The following is a 20,448-nucleotide window of genomic DNA, read 5'->3' on the forward strand; positions in this document are numbered from 1 at the left end:
GGCGGTTTTGAAACGTTTGTCCTCCTGCCCCGGTCAGCGGGCGAGCGCCGCCAGCGACAGCAGCAGATGGACGGTCTCGGCGTACCAGATGTCGGAATGGGCGCCCTGGGTGACGGGACCGTCGCGGAAGACCCACTGGGCGTCGACGTTCGTGAGCTTCTCGAACTGGGCGGCCGTGTAGTCCTCCTCGACCGGGCGCAGCGGGATGGTGCGGGCGCCGGTCGCGCCGACCGCACCCAGGCCGGGACCGCCCTCCGGGAGCCGGTGCCAGGTCGACAGCGCCCGGTCGTGGGGCGAGACGGTCAGCACCACCGGCCCGGCGATCGGCGCCGACTTGTCCACCAGCGGGCGGAACCGGTGCTGGAACACGTCGGCCGGGGCGGCCATCTGCAACCCCAGGAAGGTGTCGACCGCGTATGCGTGCGAGGACGCCCACGGCCAGGCCAGCACGCGCTCGGGCGGGTCGGCGGCCTGGCGGATCGCCTCGCCCAGGAACCGGCAGCCGAACGAGTGCCCGACGCAGTGCAGGTACTGCCCGCCGGCCGTGCGCAGCGTCGCCGGGCCGCGCGGGCTCTCCCGGACGTGGTCGAGCCGGCCGAGCAGCGCCGCGATCACGTGGGCGGCGTATCCGGAGCTGGTCATCGCGTGCGCCCGGTCGCGGATGCGGCGGTACCCGGCCGTCGTCGGCAGGCTCCGCGACGGCCATTGGACGGAGAAGCAGTACGGCCGGAAAACCTCCAGCGCGGGGTAGCGCTCGGGCCGCTCGCGGTACTGCCGCCAGATCGCCGAGAACAGCCGGCGGGACGCGGCGTCGGCCGAGGCACGGCCGGTCTGCCAGCCGTGGACGAACACGAAGATGTCGGTCGTGCGCGGCGGCAGGTCGACGAGCGTCTCCAGCAGCGCGCCGGCCCGGCCCACCGGCACCGGCCGGTCCTCCCCGCCGTCGCCGTCACCGCCGGCGCCGTCGTTGAGCAGCAGCGTGCCGTGCTCGTCGAGGCGGATCCGGTCGAACGCCGTGAAGTCCTCACCGGCCGGCAGTGGGTCCCGCATCCTGTTCCCTCCGGCAGAAGTGTCCGTCGATGCCCTGGTACAGCATGTAGGTCAGCGCGAGCAGGTTGCGCTGGTCCCGCGCGAAGCCCTGGACCAGCTCGCGGGCCACGGTGGAGAAGTGCAGCAGCCCGCGGTGGGGCAGGACGCGCTCGAAGAACTGCCGCGCGAACTCGCCGGCGAAGACGGTCGGGATGTTCACCACCGGCCCGATCACGGCCCCGGCCCCCCGCTCGAACAGCACCGGGCCGAACTGGCGCAGCGAGACCCGCTCGACCTTCCCCGCCTGGCAGGCGTTGAGCAGCACGAGCGGGAACCGCTGGAACTTCCGCCGCAGCCGGTTGCCCAGGTTGCCGGCCGAGATCTCGTCGCCGACGTCGCGGCTGAACCGCAGCAGTTCCTCACCCGGCCGGGTCACGCAGTGGCAGCAGAAGTAGACCAGGTGGTCCGCCGCGCCGTCGGCCCGCATGCGCTCGGTCAGCTCGTCCGCCGAGGTGGTGCGCACCAGCCGGGTGTGCAGCGCGAGCGCGTCCATCGCGGCCCCGAGGGTCGGGTTGGCCGCGAGATGCAGCCGGGTGTCGTAGTAGGCGCCGGCCGCGACCCTGCCGTCGAGGCGGATGCTGCTCGGGTTGGCGCCGTGCCGGGCGAACGCGTGCTCGACGAGGTGCCGGTGGCCGACGAAGGTGTCGAGGTCGACGTCGAAGTCGCCGGGCAGGTCGGCCCACGGGTCGGCGGGGACGTACAGCATGGGCCAGGGCACGATCACCTCGTCGGCGACGACGGTGATGACCTGCGGGCGGGCGTGCAGGGCCCGGGCGACCGCCGTGCCGAGGGCCTCCAGGGCGGCGTTGCCCTGGAACAGGTTCTGGAACAGCTCGTGGCCGGCCTGGGCCAGCCGCTGCCACATGGCGCGCAGGGTCCGCGGGTCGAGGTCGCGGTGGTCGACCCGGTCGGCGAACGGGTACTCGTCGAGCCCGTCGGGGTCGGGCCAGTCGATGAGCCAGGTCGACCAGGCGCGCAACAGGTCGTTGACCCAGAACCGGATGTCGTCGGCGTCGGCCGCGAGGTGCGCGATCGGGCCGGCCGGGCTGTCGTCGGCCACGCCGGTGACGATGACGTCGAAGCCGTCGCCGGCCGGCACGTACCGGATGCGCAGGGTGCGCCGGTTGCCCGGGCAGGGCTGCACCGGGTCGTGGAGGCGGTTGGCGCCGTCGTACTCGTCGTGGAAGTCGGCCTGGTGGCGATGTGTTCCGGTCATGCCGCGCGGGCTCCGGTGGCCGGCCGCGGGGCGACGGCGGTCTGGCGCAGCAGCACGCCGTGGTCGGCGTCGTACACGAGCACGCGCAGGACCGGCGGCTCGCCCGCGCCCGGGGTGACGGCGAAGCGCAGTGCGGGGGTCGGCGCCCACGGGTCGAGGCGCAGCGCGTACACGGCCGGCTCGGCGTGCCCGCCGTCGGCGTGCAGCACCACCTCGATGCGGCGGGCCCCGGCCGGCGGGAGGTCGCTGGTCAGGGCGGGCGGGCCGATCCGGTAGCAGACGGTGAACGGGCGGTCGGGGTGCAGCTCGGGGTCCGCCGACTCGATCCAGACCTCGGTCGCGCGGCCCGGCGGGAGCGGCTCGAAGGCGTCGTCGGGCAGCCGGTCCAGGCCCGCGCCGTGCAGCGCGCCGGCCTCGCCGTGCGGATCGCCGTGCATGCGGAACAGCAGGGCGGCGCGGCGCAGCAGGTCCCGTCCGGGCCCGTCGGGGTCGCGGCGCCGGTGCAGTTCGCCCTCGGCCCACGCCAGCGCTGCCCGCAGCGGCGCGCGGTCGTGGCCGAGCAGCGGCTCGACCCGGTCGGCCTCCTCGCGGGCGTAGGCGAGCTGGACAATGGCCTCGTCCAGCCGGTCGCCGGCCACCAGCGCGCGGACGAGCACGCACCGGGCGCCCGCCGCCCCGGGCAGGTCGGTGATGCGCTGGAAGCGGTACAGCGCCTCGGCCGCCCGGTGCACCGAGCGCTCGCGGGACCGCTCGGCGTCCGTCTCGGGATCGCGGCGCAGCTGGGTGAGCCGGTGCTCGGCCAGCTGCCGCAGCACCATCGCGACCCGGGAGGCGTCGTCGGCGAAGCGCTCGCGCAGCCGGTGCAGCTCCTTGGACGCCTCGCGCCACCGGCCCTGGCCCAGCGCCCGCTCCGCGAGCGCCCAGCCGTGCCAGAACGCGGCCTCGTCGCCGGAGGTCTCGCGCAGCGCCGGCAGCCGCCGCCCCGGCTCGGCCGCGGCCCGCATGACGTCCACGAGGTGCTGCTGCTCCTTGTCCCCGCCGAGCTCGGCGAGCTGGCCGGCGCGGGCCAGCTCGTCGGCGGCGTCGCGGAAGGCGCCGTGCTGCAGGTGGATCGCGGCCAGCCGGCGCCGCGCCTCCGCCTCCAGCCGCGGCCCGGCCACGGTGCCGGCCGGCATCCGGTTGGCCCGCGCCGCGGCCCCGTCGAGGGCGTCGTAGGCCGCGGCGAGGCCGGGCCGCAGCTGCTCGGGCCGGTCCGGGTCGGGCTGGTAGCGCCCGAGCCGGCCCAGGAACGAGCCGCGGGCCAGCGCCACGGCGATCGCGGCGGGCTCGTCCCCGAGCCGGCGGGCGGCGTCGGCGCCGAGCGTGAACGCGAGCTCGACCCGGGCCGGGAGCACGTCGTCGGCGACGGTCGCGCCGAGCCGGACGGCCAGCCGCCAGCACAGGCCGAACTGCCCGCGCTCGTGCGCGGCCGTGACGCAGCGCAGCAGGTTGCGGTACTCGGCCCGCACCCATCGCTCCGGCAGCCCGTCCGGGGCGGCCGAGAGGGCCTCGGCGTCGCGGAACCAGCGCAGGTGGGGCGGGGCCGGATGGGCGTCGCGGTAGCCCGGTTCGGCCTTGGCGAAGATGAGGTCGAGGGCCTCCAGATAGGCGTCGTCGACGCGGGCGAGGGCCGCCGCCCCGGCCTCCTCGCCGTCCTCGCGCCGGGATTCGGCGAACGCCCGGTACAGCGGATGCAGGCGGTAGCGGTCCAGGCCGGTGACCTCGTCCGACCCGGCGGTGTCCAGCAGCTGCCGCTCGGCCAGGCGGCTCACCGTGCGCTCGGCGGAGATCTGCTCCGGGCTGTGCCCGGTGCGGTCCTGGCCGAGCAGCGGGGCGAGCACCCAGGGCACGAAGCTCGCCGACTCGATCAGCGCGAGCGCCCGGAACGCGCGCTGCTCGTCGCCGTCGAGCCGCGCGTACTCGCTCTCGACCCGCTCGCGCACGATCGCGGTGTGGGTGTCGTCGGCGGCCCCGCGCTCCGCCCGGATGTCGCGCAGCCGGCGCGCGGCCGGCTCCAGCGAGCCGAGCCGGTGCACGACCGCGTCGCCGAAGGCCCGGATCGCCAGCGGCAGCCGGCCGAGCCGGTCGACGATCTCGATCGCGAACTTCTCGTCCTCGACGGTCGTGCCCGTGACGGCGCGCAGGATGGCCAGGGCGTCGTCGGTGCCGGGCACGCCGAGGGGCAGCGAGCGCACGCCGAGCGCCGGGCCGAGATTGCGCCGGCTGGTGACGATCACCGCGCAGCCCTCGCCGGCCGGCATCAGCCGGGCCACCTGCTCGTGGTCGCGGGCCGCGTCGAGCACCACGAGCAGCCGGGCCGAGGCGGTGAGCGAGCGGAACAGCGCGGCGCGATCCACAGTGGACGGCGGCACCGCCATGTCCGGCCGCAGCGTGGACAGGAAGCTCTGCAGCACCTCGGCCTCGGGGCGCAGGTTGCCCGCGTTGCCGAGGTTCGCGTACAGCTGGCCGTCGGGGAACTGCCCGGACAGCTCCAGGGCCAGCTCGCGGGCCAGGGCCGACTTGCCGACGCCGGGCATGCCGTGGACGGCCAGGATGATCGCGCCGTTGGCCGCCTCCGGCTCACGCAGCTCCCGGTACCGCCGGGCGAGCAGGTCCAGCTCCCGCCGCCGGCCCCGGAACGAGGCCAGGCGCGGCAACCGGCCGCCGGTCGCGCGCACCGGCGCCGGGGGAGCGTCCGGCCCGGTGCGGGCCGGCGGGCCGGTCGCGACGCCGGTCAGCGCCGTGGCCAGGCCCAGGCCGAACGCCGCGAGCCCGCGCAGCCACAGCGGTCCGCCGCTGACCAGGACCACGCCGGCGGCGATCGCCAGCCCCGCCGTGATCCGCCACTGCAGGCCGTTCATCGCGGCACCTCCGCTCGTGCGCCGGTGGCTTCCAGGGCCGGTCGCCGGCGGGTCCGGGCCAAGCGGCGCCGCACCCGGGCCAGGCGGTCGATGGCGCGCGCCGAGGAGTAGTGGTGGCAGATCGACTCGTAGAGCCGCTCGGCCGCCCGCCACAGCTCGGCCGCCTCCTCGTGGTTGCCGAGCTCGGCCTGGACCCGGCCGAGCCGCTCGGCCGTGTTGGCCTCGATCCACTCGTCGCCGCAGTTGTGGAACGTCTCGAGCGCCTCGGCCAGGAACCGGACCGCGTCCTCGGGGTCGTCGCCGGCCTTGACCCGGCCGATGATCTCCCGGCAGTGGGCGCTGCCGTAGCGGTGCCGCATCTGGTCGAAGCGCTCCATCGCGGCCAGGGCCAGCGTCACCACCTGCCGGTCGTCGCCGCGGTGCCGGGCCACCTGGGCCTGCTCGTAGCCGATCCAGGTGCGGGCGAGCTCCTGGCCGTGCCGGTCGGCCTCCGCGGCCCCGTCGGCCAGCGCCTCGTCGGCCTCGTCGAGCAGGTCGAGGGCGAGCAGGACCCGGCTCTCGGCGTAGGCGATGGCGGCCAGCTGCTCCGGGTGCCCGTCGCGGGCGAGGCGGCGGGCCTCGGCGATGAGCGGGCGGGCCTCGGCCGGCTCGTCGCCGAGCGACTCGACGATGGCCCGCTCGCGCAGCAGCCGGATCGCCTCGCGCGGGTCGGGGTCGGCGGTGACGGCCGCGGTCGCCTCGTCGAGCAGCCGCCGGGCCTCGTCGAGCTGGCGCTGCCGGCGGTGCAGCTTGGCCTGCAGCCGCAGGGCCCGGATGCGCGCGACGGGCAGGTCGCTGCGCAGCGGCAGGGTCAGCAGGTCGTGGACGTCCTGCAGGCCGCCGAGCTCGGCGTGCAGCTCGGCGCACAGGACCGTCGCCTCGGCCTCGGCCAGGCCGTCGCCGCAGTCGCGGGCCAGGGCCACCGCGTCGCGGGCGTTCTTGAAGGCGCGCGAGATGCTGCCGGCGTCCATGGTGGCGTGCTCGCGCTCGAAGACGCCCCGCAGGTCCACCTGCCGGACGGCCCGGCGCCCGTGCCGCAGGGACTCGAGCCGGCGCCGCGCCGCCGCCTGCCGCCGCCGGCCGTCCTCCCGCTCGGCCTCGGCCCGGGTCAGCCGGCCCGCGTAGCGCTCGACGTGGTCGAGCAGGCGGAACTCCTGCACCCCGACGGCGTCGCTGCTGCGCCGTTCGAGCAGGCCCATGCCGGTGAGGCGGAGGCAGTACTCGAACGCCTCCCGCTCGGCGCGGCCCGTCCCGTCCTCGTCGAGCAGCGCGCCGAGCTCCCAGTGGGCGAAGTGGGGCCGGCCGAGCAGCCCCAGGGTGGTCAGGGCGCGCTGCTCGCCGCGGGTCAGCATGGAGTAGGCCAGGTCGAGGGCGTCGTCGAAGGTCCCCTCGCTGCCGTTGCGGCTCATCCGCCAGAACGCCACGTCCAGGCGGCTGTTGGGCCGGTTGGCCAGGGCCATGCCGACGAGGTGGATGGCGAGCGGGTGGCACGCGGCGGCCCGCACGAGGTGGGTCGCCGCCGTCCGCTCCTGGTCCACGCGCTCGCCGACGATCGCGCCCAGCATCCGCAGGGCCGCGTCCTCGGCCAGCGGGCCGAGCGGGAAGCCGCGGCTGCCGAGCAGGCCGGGGATGCGCTCGCGGGAGGTGACCACGACGGCGCACCAGCGGCTGCGCGGCAGCAGCGGGCGGACCAGGGCGGCGTGGTGGACGTCGTCGAGGACGATGAGCAGCTGGTTGTCCCGGCGGAGCTGGCGGGCGAGGCGGCGGTACTGGGCCCGCGCCGCCCGCTCGTCGCCGGGCGGTGCGGCATCGGCCGGGCTGAGCGCGGCGATGAAGCGCCGGCGGACCTCGCCGACGGCGACGGGGACCGGCGTCTCGGGCATGAAGCGCGCGAAGAGCTGCCCGGCCTTGAAGTCGCCGGCCACGAGGTGCGCGGTGTAGACCCCGAGCGCGGTCTTGCCGATCCCGGCCACGCCGTGCAGGTTGACGATCCGGCGGGTGCGCGCGCCCCCGAGGTGCCGGCGCAGCCCGGCGACGAGCTCCTCCCGCCCGGTGATGAACGTGGGCGGCGGGGGCAGGTTGGAGGGCGGGACGTACCCGGGCGGCCGGGGCGGCACGCGGGTCACCACGAGCGGCCCGGCGGCGCCGATCGCGGCTCCGGCCAGGGCGAAGGCGAACAGGTGGGCGCGGTCCGAGCCGGTCAGGGCGGCGATGAGCCCGGCGGCGACGATGACGAGGAGCATGGCGGCCGTGGGCAGCGGGTGGAACCGGCGCCTGATCGGCGGTCGAGCCATGCGCACCCCCTCGCTCTGGGTGCACTCATGATGACTCCGGGCCGCAACTCCCGCCATCCACGATCGGGTGGGTGCCGCCCGCCGTACCGGTGATCCATTCCGACTGCGGCACAGGGAAGGGCCCCCGGGCGAACCCGGGGGCCCTCGTGTGGTGCGGTGGTGCTACAGGTGCTTTAGAGCGCCGGGTAGGCGTTCTGCATCAGCTGCTGGAACTGCGCGGAGAACCACGCACCGGAGACCGGGGCGTTGGGCAGCGCGCCCGACGGGCTGTTGCCGTTGCGGCCGTTGCCACCGTAGGACGGGTCGCACATGCCGTCGAAGCCCTTGCCGCCGGGGTTGTTCGGGCCGGTCGGGACCAGCGAGCTGGAACCGTCCGACTCGCCCGGGGGCTTGATCCACACGTAGGCGTCGATGCCCGCGGCCGGCGTGGCCCGCGGACGCTCGCCGAGACCCGCACCGCTCTGGTTGCACCAGTTACCGGCGTGGATGCGCCGGTCGATGCGGGAGGCGTTGACGTAGGTGTTCACGTCGGTCGAGGTGCTCGCCGCGGTCGGCCGGGCCGAGCCGCCCCAGCCGTTGCGGGAGGTGTCGATCAGCATGCCGATGTTGGAGTTGAAGCCCGAGGACACCAGCTGGTTGCGGAAGCCCTGGGCGAACGTGAGCTCATCGGTGTACTGGTTCCAGTCCACCCACTTCGACTGGCGGATGTTCTGGCCGCCGACCGTGGTCGTGGGCTGCACCCACGGCTCGGAGAGGGCCGAGTAGTTCGCCGTGTTGGTGATGAAGCCGTCGACGGTCGCGAAACCGCCGGTGGCACCCTGCGCGGTCTGCGCGAACAGCTGCGCGGACGGGCCGAAGTTGGTGTCCCAGCCGAGCCAGCCGTGGTGGGCCGCGTCGATGTAGTTGTAGACGTTGCTACCAGCGGCGTGCAGCTTGCCGAGGGCGTACTGGATGCCCTTCTGGTAGTTGCCGTTCGCCTTCATCGTCGCGCAGGCGGCGGTGGCGCCCGCCTGGCCGTCCGCGTTGGTCACGAGGTTCGGCAGCGAGTCGATCTCGACGATGTTGACGATGCGGATCGAGGCGTACTTGGAGTTGGCCTCGACGGCCGCGATCGGGTCGATGTACTCGGTCTTGTAGCGGTCGATCTCTGTCGGGCCGAGCTCACCGTTGGAGGCCAGCGCCGCGCAGTCCCGGCCGGGCAGGTCGTAGATCACGAACTGGGCCAGCGTCGCGCCCTGGGCGAGCGCGTTGTCGAGGTGCTTGGCGAGGCTGGTGGTGTAGCCCGAGCCGGACGGGGCCGAGATGGCCGCGATCGAGTCGAGCCAGACGCCGGTCGGCTGGTTGGCGACGCGGCTGCCGCCGCTCTCCGCCGCGGCCTTGGCCGACCAGTCCGGGTTGACGTACACCTTGGCGCCCACGTACGGGTTGTCGACGTGGGTGCCGTTGTTGCCGCCGCCGGTGGTGACGCTGACCATCGCCGCCGAGCTGGTGGCGGTGGTGCCGGCCGCGGTCGTCGCCTTGGCGGTCAGCGTGTAGTTGCCCGCCGCGACGTTGGTCCAGCTGTAGGTGTACGGCGACGAGGTGTCCGTGCCGAGCAGGGTCGAGCCGTTGTAGAAGTCGACCTTGCTGATCGAGCCGCCGTTGACGCTGGCGTTGGCGGCCAGGCTGATCGTGGCCGGCGCGGTGTACGACGAGCCGTTGGTCGGGCTCGTCAACGACACGGTCGGGGTGCCGTTCGTCGGGTTCGACGGCGAGGTCGAGGCCGACGGCGACTGCGAGGACGGGCCGCCCGTGGTGCCGCCGGTGCAGGCGGTGCCGTTGAGCGTGAAGTTGGTGCCGGCCGGGTTGCTGCCACTCCAGTTGCCCGTGAAGCCGAACGACACGACGCCGTTGGTGCCGACGCTGCCGTTGTACGGCATGTTCGTGGCGTTGACGTGCACGCCCGACTGGGTCTTGTTGGCGTTCCAGATCTGCGTGATCGTCTGCGAGCTGTTGCCGAAGTCCCAGCCGACGTTCCAGGCGGTGAGCGCGTCACCGAGGTTGGTGACGTCGACCTGGGCCTGGAAGCCGCCCGGCCACGAGCTCACGATCGCGTACTTGGCCGAACACCCGGCGGCCGCGGACGCCTGGTTGGCGACCACGACGGCACCGGCGGTCGCCACGAGGGCGGCGGCCGATATGAGGGCGATCTTGCGCCTCATCGACTCTCCTTACATTGACGGGTCGGAATCGAGGTGGGGATTACCGTCCGTACCGTCCCGGGACCGCGTCAAGGCGGTCGCCGACGGATGCGCCGTCTACCTCGTAAGTGCCTGGTAACGCGCCTGAAACTTACGCTGCAAGCCACCCGGGAGTGCGGGGCGCGGAGTCCCCGGAAGATCAGCTTTCGCCAGAACGCCCGTCTCCCCAGATGGGGACTCCACGCGAGCGCGATGCTGCCACGAAACCTTTGGGCCCGAAATGTCGATCAGGGGCCGTCGCCGGGCTCCCGAGATCCATCGATGGCTGACGACCGCAATCGCTTTCGAAACTCCCCGCACCGCCCGTGAAAGTTACGCAGCGTCGGTGAAGATGCGCTCCCACGTCGGCTCGGGCAGGGAAGGGTTGGCGGCGGCGCGGCCGGCCGCCGTCGGCTCGTCCAGCAGTTGCAGGATTCGCGCCGGGGAGAGCCGCGGGTCGCTGGCCACCCAGCCGCGCACGATGGGCTCCTCGTCGCGGCTCAGCCGGTCGATGAGCGCCGGCGGGGCGTCCGGGTCAGTGCCGCAACGAGGTCCGGCGGCAGCCGCGGCTCGGGCGGCCCAGGCGCGGCGGGGCGCGTACTCGTCGCGGGCCGCCTCGGCGAGCTCCTCTGGGTCGGGCGCGGGCCGTGGGGCCGAGGACGGGAGCAGGTCGGCCGGCGCGTGGTCGCAGGTGTCGAACATGAGGCGGACGTTCGGGTGCGGGTCGTCGGCCAGCCGCGCGTACGCCTCGTGCGGCATCAGCGGCTTGCCGAGCTCCCAGCGGTACCGGAACGGGCCGAGGATCACCGAGACGCGGACGAACGGCGCCGGGTCCGCCGCCAGCCGTGCGCGCTGGGCCGGGGTGATGCCGGGTGCCTCGGCCAGGGCGCCGCGCAGCTGGTTGTCCGGGTGGGTGGCGAGCGTCTCGAAGGCCGCGTCCGTCCACATCGGACGGCTGAAGACGAACGGCCGGACGCGCTCGCCGAGGGCGAGCATGCGCAGCAGCGGCTCGCCGGACAGGGACGGGTTGGCGGCGAGGCCGCGGAGCCTCGCGAGGGCGTGGGCGTCGTTGGCCGGCATCGGGGACCACTGTAATCGACCTTGGCCGGACGTATTGACCGGCGTCGTGCTGTGGCGAAGACTGACAACGTTGACGTACCCGCCTGTGGCTTGCGGCCGCCACCGCAGCGGGCGGGTTTTGACAACGTTGTCAGGGAGGGCACGTTGAGACGTCTGCTGTCCGTTCTGCTCCTGGCCGCGGCCGCGCTGGTCGCGCTGCCGTCCGCGCCCGCCTCGGCCGGCACTGTCGCCGACTATCCCGAGTTTCCGTACCCCGCCACCGCCTACGACGAGCCGTACCGCGGGCAGTTCCACTTCAGCCCCCGCTCGGGCTGGATGAACGACCCGAACGGCATGGTCTACTACCGCGGCACGTACCACCTGTTCTTCCAGCACAACCCGCACGGGCTGGCCTGGGACACGATGCACTGGGGCCACGCCACCAGCACCGACATGGTGCACTGGACCCAGCGCCCGATCGCCCTCGAGCCGGGGGTGCACGCCGGGGATCTGTGGTCCGGCAACGGGGTCGTCGACACCGCGAACGTCACCGGGCTCAAGTCCGGCGACGACGACCCGATTCTCGTGTTCGCCGGCACGAACGGGGTCACGGTGCAGTACAGCACCGACGGCGCCAAAACCTTCCAGTCCTTCGACCACGGCCGCAAGGTGGCCGTGCCGAGCGGGACCAGCCGCGACCCGCACGTGTTCTGGCACGCCGCCTCCAATCGCTGGGTCATGGTGGTGTGGAACGACGGCGGCGGCAACGGGGCCACGTTCTACACGTCGGCGAACCTGCTCGACTGGACGTACGCGAGCCGCCTCGCCGCCGGCTGGTTCTTCGAGTGCCCGGACATGTTCCCGCTCAACGTGGACGGCAGCGCCGCCAACCAGAAGTGGGTGCTCACCGACGCCTCCGGGGAATACGTCATCGGCTCGTTCGACGGCACCGCGTTCCGGCCCGACTGGTCGTCGCCGCAGCGCATGGACCTCGGCACGAACACGGCCGACGGCACCTTTTACGCCGGCCAGACGTTCACCGGCGTCCCCGACGGGCGCGTGATCCAGATGAGCTGGCAGCCGGGCAACCACGGCAGCACGTGGACCGGCGACCAGACGTTCCCCGCCGAGCTCGCGCTGAAGAGCTTCCCCGAGGGTGTACGGCTCACCCGCACCCCGATCCGCGAGCTCGCCTCGCTGCGGTCCGGTGGCATCGCCCTCGGCAGCCGCACGATCAACGGCCCGCTCGCAATTACGGCCGCCGACACGTACGAGGTGACCGCCGAGTTCGACCTGGCCGGCGCCACCGCGAGCTCGTTCGGCCTGCGGCTGCACACCCGCGCCGACGGGACGTACGACCGCGCGGTGGCCTACGACCGGGCGGCGGGCACGCTCTACGGCCGCCCGCTCACCCCCGTCAACGGCCGGGTCAAGATGCGCGTGCTCGTCGATCGCGGCCAGCTGGAGGTGTTCGGCAACGACGGCCGGCTCTCGGTGAGTGACAACGTCAACTTCAACTCCGCCACGACGAGCCAGGGCCTGCAGGTGTACTCCGAAAACGGCGCCGTCACCCTCACGTCCCTGCAGTTCTACCGCCTCGGCAAGGCCTGGGGCACCGGAGAGTCCACACTGGATGGCAACCTGGCCGGCCCGTGGACCGCGAACGGCGGCACCTGGACGGACGTGGCCGGCGGCAAGCAGGGCACCGCGACCGGCGACGCCTTCTACCTGAGCTCCACAAATGCGGCCGATTTCACCTATGAAGGTGACGTGAAGGTGGTGAGCGGGACCGCGGCCGCGCTGACGTTCCGCGACCAGTACTCGGCCAACGTGGACACCTCCGGCGTGGTGAAGCTGTGGCGGCCCGGCCGCGAGATCGCCACGTTCGCGACCCCGATCGCCACCGGCCGCTTCTACCACCTGAAGGTGGTGGCGGCGGGCTCGCGCCTGCGGGTCTACCTCGATCACGGTGCGACTCCCGTGATCGATGCGACCGACACGCAGTACACCTCGGGGCGCCTGGGTCTGAACGTCTTCCACGGCACCGCGGTGCTGGCCAATCCGACGCTCAACGGCGTGGGCCTGCGCACCAACCTGGCCGGCCCGTGGCGCCCGGCCGGCGGCACGTGGACCGTCCCCGGCGCCGGCCTCAAGGGCAACGCGGGCGGCGACGCGTTCTACCTGAGCTCCACAAATGCGGCCGACTTCACGTATGAGGGTGACGTGAAGGTGGTGAACGGGACCGCGGCCGCACTGACGTTCCGCGACCAGTACTCGGCCAATGTGGACACCTCCGGCGTGGTGAAGCTGTGGCGCCCGGGCCGGGACATCGCCGTGTACCCGACCCAGATCCTGGAGGGCCGCACGTACCACCTGCGGGTGGTCGCGCGCGGCCCGAGCCTCGCCGTCTACCTCAACGGCACGAAGGTGATCGACGCCTCCGACAGCACGTACGCCTCGGGCTATCTGGGGGTGAACACCTTCAACGGCACCGCCACGTTCCAGAACCTCACGGTCTCCGCGTGAACCGGGCGGCGGCGAGGGCTTCGGCGGCCACCAACGGCGTCGTGCCCTCGCCGGCCGCACGGTCGAGGATCGCCTGGAGCGTCTCCCCGATCTTCTCGACGCGCACGGTTGCTGCCGCGGGGCTGGCGCCGTGCAGGTCGGTCTCGGTCGCGTAGACCACGCCGCCGGCGCTGACCACGTGATCGGGCGCCCAAATGACGCCGCGTTCATGCAACAGGTCCGCCGTGGCCGGAGTGTCGAGCTGGTTGTTGGCCGGACCCGCGATCGCCCGGCAGCGCAGCCGCGGCACGGTCGCCGGGGTGAGCAGGCCGCCGAGCGCCGCCGGGACGAGCACGTCGACCTCGGCGTCGAGGATCGCGCCGGGGGCGACCCACTCCGCGTCCGGGAACAGCTCGCGCTTGCCGGCGTCGACGTCGGTGACGAGCACGCGGTAACCGGCTTCCAGGAGGCGCCCGGCCACGTCCGCGCCGACGTGCCCGAGGCCGATCACGGCGTAACTCTCGCCGCCGACCACCCGCAGCGCGGCCAGCACGCCCGTGGCCGTGGCGGGGGAGGAGTCGCCGCGGAAGACGTGCCGGGTGCGCTCGGCGATGACGTCCATGTCGGCGGGGCCGGTGCCGACGTCGGGGCCGGTCGAGTACGCGCCGCCGAACTCCTCGACGAGGTCGCCGACGTCGTGCAGGACCGCGGTTCGATCGCTGACCACGCCGGCGACGACGGTCTTGCCGCCGCCGTGGTCGAGTCCGGCCACCGCGCACTTGGCGGTCATCGCCGCGGCGAGGCGCTGGGCGTCGGCCAGCCCGTCCTCCCAGCGGGCGTACTCCTTGATCCGGCACCCGCCGAGCGCCGGGCCCAGTGCCGTGGAGTGGACGGCGACGATGATCGGCAGGCCGCTGCGGGGCCCGCGCCGGATGGCGATCCGTTCGTGTTCCATGCCTGAACGCCAGGCACAACGCCGGGCCGGACCGCCCGAAACCGAACGTCGTTCGGCAAGAGACTCGAATGCTGGTGTGGACGAACTTGATGCGGCGACCGTCGGGGAACTCCAGCGCAATGCCCGGCACACAAACCGGGACCTCGCCGCCGCCGTGGGAATCGCGCCCTCGATGGGCCTGAACTGGGTGCGGGCGCTGCGCGAGCGGCGGTGTTCAACGTGTTCCATGCGGCGACCAGCCCGCCGACGCTGCAACGGCCCGTGCGGGGCCTGATCACGTCCAGATGCCTCCGGTCATCGGCCGGTGATCGAGGCGGTTCACCGTGCTCGTTGCTGAAGTTGACTGCCTGTGAGGGGCGCCGCCCCCCTCACCCCCGGAAACATGCCCGCGCCAAGCTTGTCGAGGCCTTATGACCTAGCTTCCTAGGGCGGTGTGCCGCATGTGACGCGGAGCGAACGGTTTGTCTCAAGAACGGGCCGAAATCGCCGAACAGGCCGGGGAACAGCAACGCGGCGGCACCCGAGGAGCAACCTGTGCCCGAATCCACCGGCCTCGTCAACGACAACCCGACGCCAGCGCTGGCCGAGGCGTCGCTCGCGCTGCTGCTGCAGGAGCGCCTGGTCATCGTCCTCAACGCCAAGAACGGCTCGGTCGTGTCGGTCAACGACCGGGTGCTGGAGACGACCGACGCGCCGATCGGCGAGATCGTCGGGCGGCGCCTCGAGGACCTGTGGAAGCTGCAGTCGCAGACCGTCGACCAGCTGCTCGACGCGGCCCGGGCGCGCAAGTTCGTGGAGCAGGTCAGTCCGATCGTCGACAGCGGCGGCCGGCAGCGGTGGCTGCGGTTCAACTGCGGGCCGATCGGCGGGGCGGGGCGGGAGACCGAGGGCATCCTGATCACCGCGTACGACATCACCAACGACCGGCGGCTGGTGGCCGAGCTGCGCGGGAAGTACGCGGCGGTGGACCGGGCGCAGGCGGTGATCGAGTTCGACCTCAGCGGCGAGATCCTGACCGCGAACGAGAACTTCCTGCAGCTGACCGGGTATGCGCTGGGCGACATCGTGGGCCAGCACCACCGCATGTTCGTGGAGGAGGCGACGGCCAACAGCGCCGAGTACGCCGACTTCTGGGCCCGGCTGGCGCGCGGCGAGGTGGAGAGCGGGGAGTACAAGCGGATCGGGCGGGGCGGGCGCGAGGTGTGGCTGCGCGCGACGTACAACCCGATCTACGACCTGGAGGGCCGGCCGTACAAGATCGTGAAGTACGCGCTGGACGTGACCGAGTCGAAGCTCGCCAATGCGGAGTTCATCGGCAAGGTGGCGGCCGTGGACCGGGCGCAGGCGGTGATCGAGTTCGACCTGGACGGCACGATCCGGGCGGTCAACCGCAACTTCTGCAACGTGACCGGGTACGAGCCCGACGAGCTGGTCGGGCAGCCGCACAAGATGCTGGTGAGCGAGGACGAGGGCCGCTCGAACGCCTATCGGGGGTTCTGGCAGCGGCTGGCCAAGGGGCAGTTCGAGTCGGGGGAGTTCAAGCGGTACGGCAAGGGCGGCCGGGAGGTGTGGCTGCAGGCCAGCTACAACCCGATCTTCGACCTGGACGGGCGGCCGTACAAGGTGGTGAAGTACGCGACCGACATCACCGACTCGAAGAACCGCAATGCGGAGTTCGAGGGGAAGGTCGCGGCGATCGACCGGGCCCAGGCGGTGATCGAGTTCGACCTGGACGGGATGATCCTGACCGCGAACCGCAACTTCCTGGAGACGATGAACTACGGCAGCGCGGACGAGCTCAAGGGCAAGCACCACCGGATCTTCGTCGATCCGCTGACCGCGGCGTCGGAGGACTACCGGCAGTTCTGGGCGCGGCTGGGGCGGGGCGAGTTCGAGGCGGGGGAGTACAAGCGGCACGGCAAGGGCGGCCGCGAGGTGTGGCTGCAGGCGACCTACAACCCGATCTTCGATCTGGAGGGCCGGCCGTACAAGGTGGTGAAGTACGCGCTGGACGTCACCGAGGCGAAGAAGCGCAACGCGGAGTTCGAGGGCAAGGTCGCGGCGATCAACCGGGCGCAGGCGGTGGTCGAGTTCGATCCGAACGGGGTGGTGCTGGACGCCAACCGCAACTTCCTGGAGCTGCTCGGGTACGGCCTGGAGGAGATCCGCGGCCGCCACCACAAGATGTTCGTGGACGCCCAGGAGGCCGCCTCGGAGCAGTACGAGGACTTCTGGGAGCGGCTGCGGCGGGGCGAGTTCGACTCGGGGGAGTACAAGCGGGTCGGCAAGGACGGGCGCGAGGTGTGGATTCAGGCGACGTACAACCCGATCCTGGATCTGGACGGCCGGCCGTACAAGATCGTGAAGTTCGCGGCCGATGTGACCCAGGCGAAGCTGCGCACGGCGGAGTTCGAGGGGAAGGTCGCGGCGATCAACCGGGCCCAGGCGGTGATCGAGTTCGACCTGGACGGCAATGTGCTGCACGCCAACGACAACTTCCTGCGCACCATGGGCTACTCGATGCGGGAGATCCTGGCCCAGCACCACAGCATGTTCTGCTCGCAGGAGTACATCACGTCGCAGGAGTACCGGGACTTCTGGCTGCGGCTGAGCCGGGGCGAGATCCTGTCGGGCCGGTTCCACCGGATCGGCAAGTACGGGCGGGACGTGTTCCTGCAGGCGACGTACAACCCGATCTTCGATCTCAAGGGCCAGCCGGTGAAGGTCATCAAGTTCGCCACCGACGTGACCCAGCAGATGGAGCTGGAGCAGCGGCTCAGCGTGAAGACGCGGGACATGGGCAAGGCCATCGACGAGCTGTCGACGTCGATCGCCACGATCGTCGGCAACGCGGGGCAGGCGAGCGAGCTGGCCGGGGAGACGCAGACGAACGCGCAGCGGGGCTTCGAGGAGCTGCGCAAGTCGATCGAGGCGATCGACCTGATGGAGCGCTCGTCGGACCAGATCGCCGGGATCGTGCAGGTGATCGGGGAGATCGCGAGCCAGACGAACCTGCTGGCGTTCAACGCCTCGATCGAGGCGGCCCGGGCCGGTGAGCACGGCGTCGGGTTCTCGGTGGTGGCGGGCGAGGTGCGCAAGCTCGCGGAGCGGTCCTCGGACTCGGCGCGGGAGATCAGCCGGCTGATCCAGGAGTCGGCGACCCGGATCAACCAGGGCTCGCAGGTGGCGCAGCGGGCCCAGGACGCGTTCGAGGAGATCCTGCGCAGCGTCGGCAAGACCGCCGAGTCGATCCACCACATCGTGACGCAGACGCAGATGCAGCAGGACGCGTCGCGGACGGTCAACGCGCTGATCGGGGACCTCGTCGGGGCGGCACCGGCGGCCGAGGTGGGTCTGGACCAGTGAGCGACAAGCCATGAGCGGCATCTTGTACGGCGTGTTCACCGTCGCCGACGTGCACGTCGCCCTGCCGCTGTCGGAGCTGCGGGAGGTCATCCCGTGCCCGGCGTCGTTCAACCCGCTGATGGCCTCGGCACCCGGCCTGATCGGCGCGGTGATGCTGCGCCATCAGGTGATCCCGGTGCTGGACCTGCGCCGGATGGTCGGCGTCGACTCGCCCGCCGACCCGGAGATCGTGGTCGTCGCCTCCTACGAGGGCTCGGTGTTCGGGCTGCTGGCGTGCGGGGTGCGCGGGGTGGTCGACGTGGAGGAGCACGAGCAGCTGGGGATCTCGGTCAACGTGGCGCTGCCGCAGGTGTTCGCGAGCACGTTCGAGCGGGCCGAGGACGGCGCGGTGGTGTGCGTGCTGGACTGCGCGGCGATCAAGCGGCTGCCGGGGATGGTCTTCGCGACCGACACGGGCGGGCCGAGCGGTGCTTTGGCGCAGGCGAAGGACGAGGGACGCGACGGGGGTACCGCGGGCAGGAACATGATGATGCTCCTGCGCGCGGGCGACATCGGGCTGTGCGTGGACGTGGCGCACGTGCACTCGGTCGTGCCGGAGCTGGTGCTGAAGTCCTCGCCGATCGACGGCGGGATCATCCACGGCGTGATCGAGCTCGGCGAGCACTACGTGCCGACGGTCGACGCGCTGGCGGTGATGGGGCTGGGGGCCCTGGCGCCGATCGACGTGAAGCGCGGCGTGGCGATGGCCTACGAGCGGGGGCTGCTGACGTTCGCGGTGACCGAGGTCGAGTCGATCGTGCCGGTCGGTGACGGCGACGTGCTGCCGCTGCCGGGGATCGGGCTGCCGGCGTCGGACTTCTCGGTCGGCATCCTGCCCGGGCAGGCCGGCGGGTCGTACCTGGTGATCGACGGCGACCGGCTGCGCGCCGACGCCGACCTGGGGACCCTGGCCGCGCTGGGCACGCCGGTGCCGGGGGCGGGGACGCCGGCGCGGCGGGACGCGCGCGAGGAGGAGCCGCCGGAGGGCGACGGGCGGGTCATCGAGCACCGGGTCCGCAAGTACCTGACCTATCTGGCCGGGCCGGAGGTGGCCACGCCGCTGACCCAGATCGCCGAGATCGTGCCGCACCCGAAGGACGTGATCCCGTTCGCCGGCGGCGGCGCGATGCGGGGCGTGTTCACCCATCACCGCACGTCGGTGCCGCTGGTCGACCTGCCGGCGCTGCTGGGGGAGGCGGCCGAGATCGACCCGGCGATGGCGCGGGTGCTGCTGGTCGGCGGGGTCGGGTTCATCGTGCCGGCGCTGCGGGCGATCGAGGAGTCGACGTGGGAGGAGCGGGTGCCCGCCGAGGCGGAGGTACCGCTGTCGCTGGCCGGCAGCCCGCTGGTGAAGATCGGCACCCGGATGCTCGCCCGGCTGGATCTCGTCGCGTTCGCCCGCACTATGGTTGGCGGTCGTGGAACCGATCCGGGTGGAGGTTGACGGCCGCGAGCCGGTCCTCGAGGAGCTGTACGGGCCGCTGCTGACCAACTTCGGTCACTTCACCGCGATGCAGGTTCGCGGCGGGCGGGTCCGGGGGCTTAACCTGCATCTGGAGCGCCTTGCCGGGGCGACCCGCGAGCTGTTCGGCACGGACCTGGACACCGGCCGGGTGCACGGGTTCCTGGCCCACGCCGTGCGCGGGGTGCCGGACGCGTCGGTGCGCATCAACGTGTACGGGCCGTCGCGGGTCATGGTGTTCGTGCGCCCGCCGGCCGAGCCGCCCGCGGCGCCGCTGCGGCTGCGCTCGGTGCCCTACGTGCGGCCCGCGGCGCACCTGAAGCACGTCGGCGGGTTCGGGCAGGCGTACTTCGGTCGGCGCGCCGAGGCCGAGGGCTTCGACGACGCCCTGCTGACCGACGCGGGCGGGGCGGTGTGCGAGGCGGCGATCGCGAATGTCGGGTTTTTCGACGGTACCGACGTCATCTGGCCGTCCTCGCCGCACCTTCCGGGGATCGCCATGCAGCTGCTGGCGCCCCGGCTGCCGTCGCGCTCGGCCCGCGTCGCCCTCGCCGACGTCGGCGGCTTCCGGGGTGCCTTCGCGGCGAACTCGATCGGCGTGGCCGCGGTCGCCGGCATCGACGACGTGGCGTTCGGCGTCGACGACGCGCTGATGCGGCTGGTCGCCGACGCCGAGGCGAGCGTGCCCTGGGACGCGCTCTAGGGCAGTTTCCGCAGGTGGGTGCGGCGCCCGTCGTGGTCGAAGATGCCCAGCAGCTCGGCCGGCCCGCCGTGCGCCCCGAACGCGTGCGGCACCATCGTGGAGAACTCGGCCGCCTCCCCGGTCTCGACCAGGATGAGCCGCTCGGCCAGCCGCAGCGCGATCGTGCCCGACAGCACCGTGAACCACTCGAACCCGGGGTGGGCCCGCAACTGCTCCGGCCCGGGAACGGGCCGGTCGATGCGCATTTTCGCCACGGTGGTACCGCCCGGGCCCGCCTCATGCCGCAGCGTCCACGTCGTCACCCCGCGGTCGGGCTCGTGCCGCGGCCGGATCACGACGTCGGCGTCGGCGGACTCGACGAGCGCGTCGAGCGTCGTCCCGAGCGCCCGCGCGATGGCGGTGAGCTGGTCGAGGCTGATCCGCCGGTGCCCGGTCTCGATCCGGCTGAGCGTCGAGGGGCTCATGAAGCACGCGGCGGCCAGGTCGTCGAGCGACATGCCGAGCGCCGCCCGCAACCCCCGGATGCGCGTCCGCACGAGCCCGTCGAGATCGTCCCCGCCTTGCTTCATACGCAAGATGGTATGCGATTGGCGCAAAGGGCG

General features: G+C 72.8%; 13 protein-coding genes. 5 read left to right on the top strand and 8 right to left on the bottom strand.

Going from position 1 to position 20,448, the window contains the following annotated elements:
- Window positions 1-33: 33 nt before the first annotated feature.
- The 6 genes from ACQPZ4_RS18010 to ACQPZ4_RS18035 all read right to left on the bottom strand — a co-directional run bounded on the left by ACQPZ4_RS18010 (window position 34) and on the right by ACQPZ4_RS18035 (window position 10,837).
- A complete protein-coding gene (locus ACQPZ4_RS18010) occupies window positions 34-1,050 on the bottom strand; it encodes a hypothetical protein (protein ID WP_433062159.1) in 1,017 nt (338 codons plus the stop codon).
- Window positions 1,025-2,305, bottom strand: a complete 1,281-nt coding sequence (locus tag ACQPZ4_RS18015; RefSeq protein ID WP_433062161.1) for a CHAT domain-containing protein — start codon at window positions 2,303-2,305, stop codon at window positions 1,025-1,027. The genes ACQPZ4_RS18010 and ACQPZ4_RS18015 overlap by 26 nt, the downstream gene beginning before the upstream one ends.
- Complete coding sequence (locus tag ACQPZ4_RS18020; protein ID WP_433062163.1) at window positions 2,302-5,205, bottom strand: NB-ARC domain-containing protein; 2,904 nt, start codon at window positions 5,203-5,205, stop codon at window positions 2,302-2,304. The genes ACQPZ4_RS18015 and ACQPZ4_RS18020 overlap by 4 nt, the downstream gene beginning before the upstream one ends.
- On the bottom strand, window positions 5,202-7,538 hold the full coding sequence (locus ACQPZ4_RS18025; RefSeq protein ID WP_433062165.1) for an NB-ARC domain-containing protein: 2,337 nt from the start codon (window positions 7,536-7,538) through the stop codon (window positions 5,202-5,204). The genes ACQPZ4_RS18020 and ACQPZ4_RS18025 overlap by 4 nt, the downstream gene beginning before the upstream one ends.
- Before the next feature lie 173 nt (window positions 7,539-7,711).
- A complete protein-coding gene (locus ACQPZ4_RS18030; RefSeq protein WP_433062168.1) occupies window positions 7,712-9,739 on the bottom strand; it encodes a glycoside hydrolase family 6 protein in 2,028 nt (675 codons plus the stop codon).
- A 351-nt stretch (window positions 9,740-10,090) separates the two neighbouring features.
- On the bottom strand, window positions 10,091-10,837 hold the full coding sequence (locus tag ACQPZ4_RS18035; protein ID WP_433062171.1) for a hypothetical protein: 747 nt from the start codon (window positions 10,835-10,837) through the stop codon (window positions 10,091-10,093).
- A 144-nt stretch (window positions 10,838-10,981) separates the two neighbouring features.
- Between ACQPZ4_RS18035 and ACQPZ4_RS18040 the strand changes: the two genes are divergently transcribed.
- On the top strand, window positions 10,982-13,342 hold the full coding sequence (locus ACQPZ4_RS18040; protein ID WP_433062174.1) for a GH32 C-terminal domain-containing protein: 2,361 nt from the start codon (window positions 10,982-10,984) through the stop codon (window positions 13,340-13,342).
- Here ACQPZ4_RS18040 and ACQPZ4_RS18045 read toward each other — a convergent pair.
- Window positions 13,326-14,276, bottom strand: coding sequence for a Glu/Leu/Phe/Val dehydrogenase dimerization domain-containing protein (locus ACQPZ4_RS18045; protein ID WP_433062177.1), 951 nt, complete (start codon window positions 14,274-14,276; stop codon window positions 13,326-13,328). The two genes, ACQPZ4_RS18040 and ACQPZ4_RS18045, sit on opposite strands and share 17 nt — an antisense overlap.
- Between ACQPZ4_RS18045 and ACQPZ4_RS18050 the strand changes: the two genes are divergently transcribed.
- The 4 genes from ACQPZ4_RS18050 (at window position 14,275) to ACQPZ4_RS18065 (ending at window position 19,846) form a co-directional block, all read left to right on the top strand.
- Window positions 14,275-14,550 (top strand): AsnC family transcriptional regulator, encoded by a 276-nt coding sequence (locus ACQPZ4_RS18050; protein WP_433062179.1) that lies wholly within the window; start codon window positions 14,275-14,277, stop codon window positions 14,548-14,550. The two genes, ACQPZ4_RS18045 and ACQPZ4_RS18050, sit on opposite strands and share 2 nt — an antisense overlap.
- Before the next feature lie 260 nt (window positions 14,551-14,810).
- On the top strand, window positions 14,811-17,642 hold the full coding sequence (locus ACQPZ4_RS18055; protein WP_433062181.1) for a PAS domain S-box protein: 2,832 nt from the start codon (window positions 14,811-14,813) through the stop codon (window positions 17,640-17,642).
- A 10-nt stretch (window positions 17,643-17,652) separates the two neighbouring features.
- Window positions 17,653-19,125: a chemotaxis protein CheW gene (locus ACQPZ4_RS18060; RefSeq protein ID WP_433062184.1), complete on the top strand. Its 1,473-nt coding sequence runs from the start codon at window positions 17,653-17,655 to the stop codon at window positions 19,123-19,125.
- Complete coding sequence (locus ACQPZ4_RS18065) at window positions 19,100-19,846, top strand: aminotransferase class IV (protein ID WP_433062186.1); 747 nt, start codon at window positions 19,100-19,102, stop codon at window positions 19,844-19,846. Before ACQPZ4_RS18060 ends, ACQPZ4_RS18065 begins: the two co-directional genes overlap by 26 nt.
- On the opposite strand, the gene ACQPZ4_RS18070 is transcribed toward ACQPZ4_RS18065, so the two are convergent.
- On the bottom strand, window positions 19,843-20,415 hold the full coding sequence (locus ACQPZ4_RS18070) for a helix-turn-helix domain-containing protein (RefSeq protein WP_433062189.1): 573 nt from the start codon (window positions 20,413-20,415) through the stop codon (window positions 19,843-19,845). The two genes, ACQPZ4_RS18065 and ACQPZ4_RS18070, sit on opposite strands and share 4 nt — an antisense overlap.
- Between the last annotated feature and the right edge of the window lie 33 nt (window positions 20,416-20,448).

Source organism: Dactylosporangium sp. CS-033363 (assembly GCF_050942475.1).
Classification (GTDB): domain Bacteria; phylum Actinomycetota; class Actinomycetes; order Mycobacteriales; family Micromonosporaceae; genus Dactylosporangium.

Bases quoted from the DNA above. Each gene is read 5' to 3' on its own strand.
- ACQPZ4_RS18010 (WP_433062159.1), bottom strand. From the start codon at position 1,050: ATGCGGGACCCACTGCCGGCCGGTGAGGACTTCACGGCGTTCGACCGG.
- ACQPZ4_RS18015 (WP_433062161.1), bottom strand. From the start codon at position 2,305: ATGACCGGAACACATCGCCACCAGGCCGACTTCCACGACGAGTACGAC.
- ACQPZ4_RS18020 (WP_433062163.1), bottom strand. From the start codon at position 5,205: ATGAACGGCCTGCAGTGGCGGATCACGGCGGGGCTGGCGATCGCCGCC.
- ACQPZ4_RS18025 (WP_433062165.1), bottom strand. From the start codon at position 7,538: ATGGCTCGACCGCCGATCAGGCGCCGGTTCCACCCGCTGCCCACGGCC.
- ACQPZ4_RS18030 (WP_433062168.1), bottom strand. From the start codon at position 9,739: ATGAGGCGCAAGATCGCCCTCATATCGGCCGCCGCCCTCGTGGCGACC.
- ACQPZ4_RS18035 (WP_433062171.1), bottom strand. From the start codon at position 10,837: ATGCCGGCCAACGACGCCCACGCCCTCGCGAGGCTCCGCGGCCTCGCC.
- ACQPZ4_RS18050 (WP_433062179.1), top strand. From the start codon at position 14,275: ATGCCTGAACGCCAGGCACAACGCCGGGCCGGACCGCCCGAAACCGAA.
- ACQPZ4_RS18045 (WP_433062177.1), bottom strand. From the start codon at position 14,276: ATGGAACACGAACGGATCGCCATCCGGCGCGGGCCCCGCAGCGGCCTG.
- ACQPZ4_RS18060 (WP_433062184.1), top strand. From the start codon at position 17,653: ATGAGCGGCATCTTGTACGGCGTGTTCACCGTCGCCGACGTGCACGTC.
- ACQPZ4_RS18070 (WP_433062189.1), bottom strand. From the start codon at position 20,415: ATGAAGCAAGGCGGGGACGATCTCGACGGGCTCGTGCGGACGCGCATC.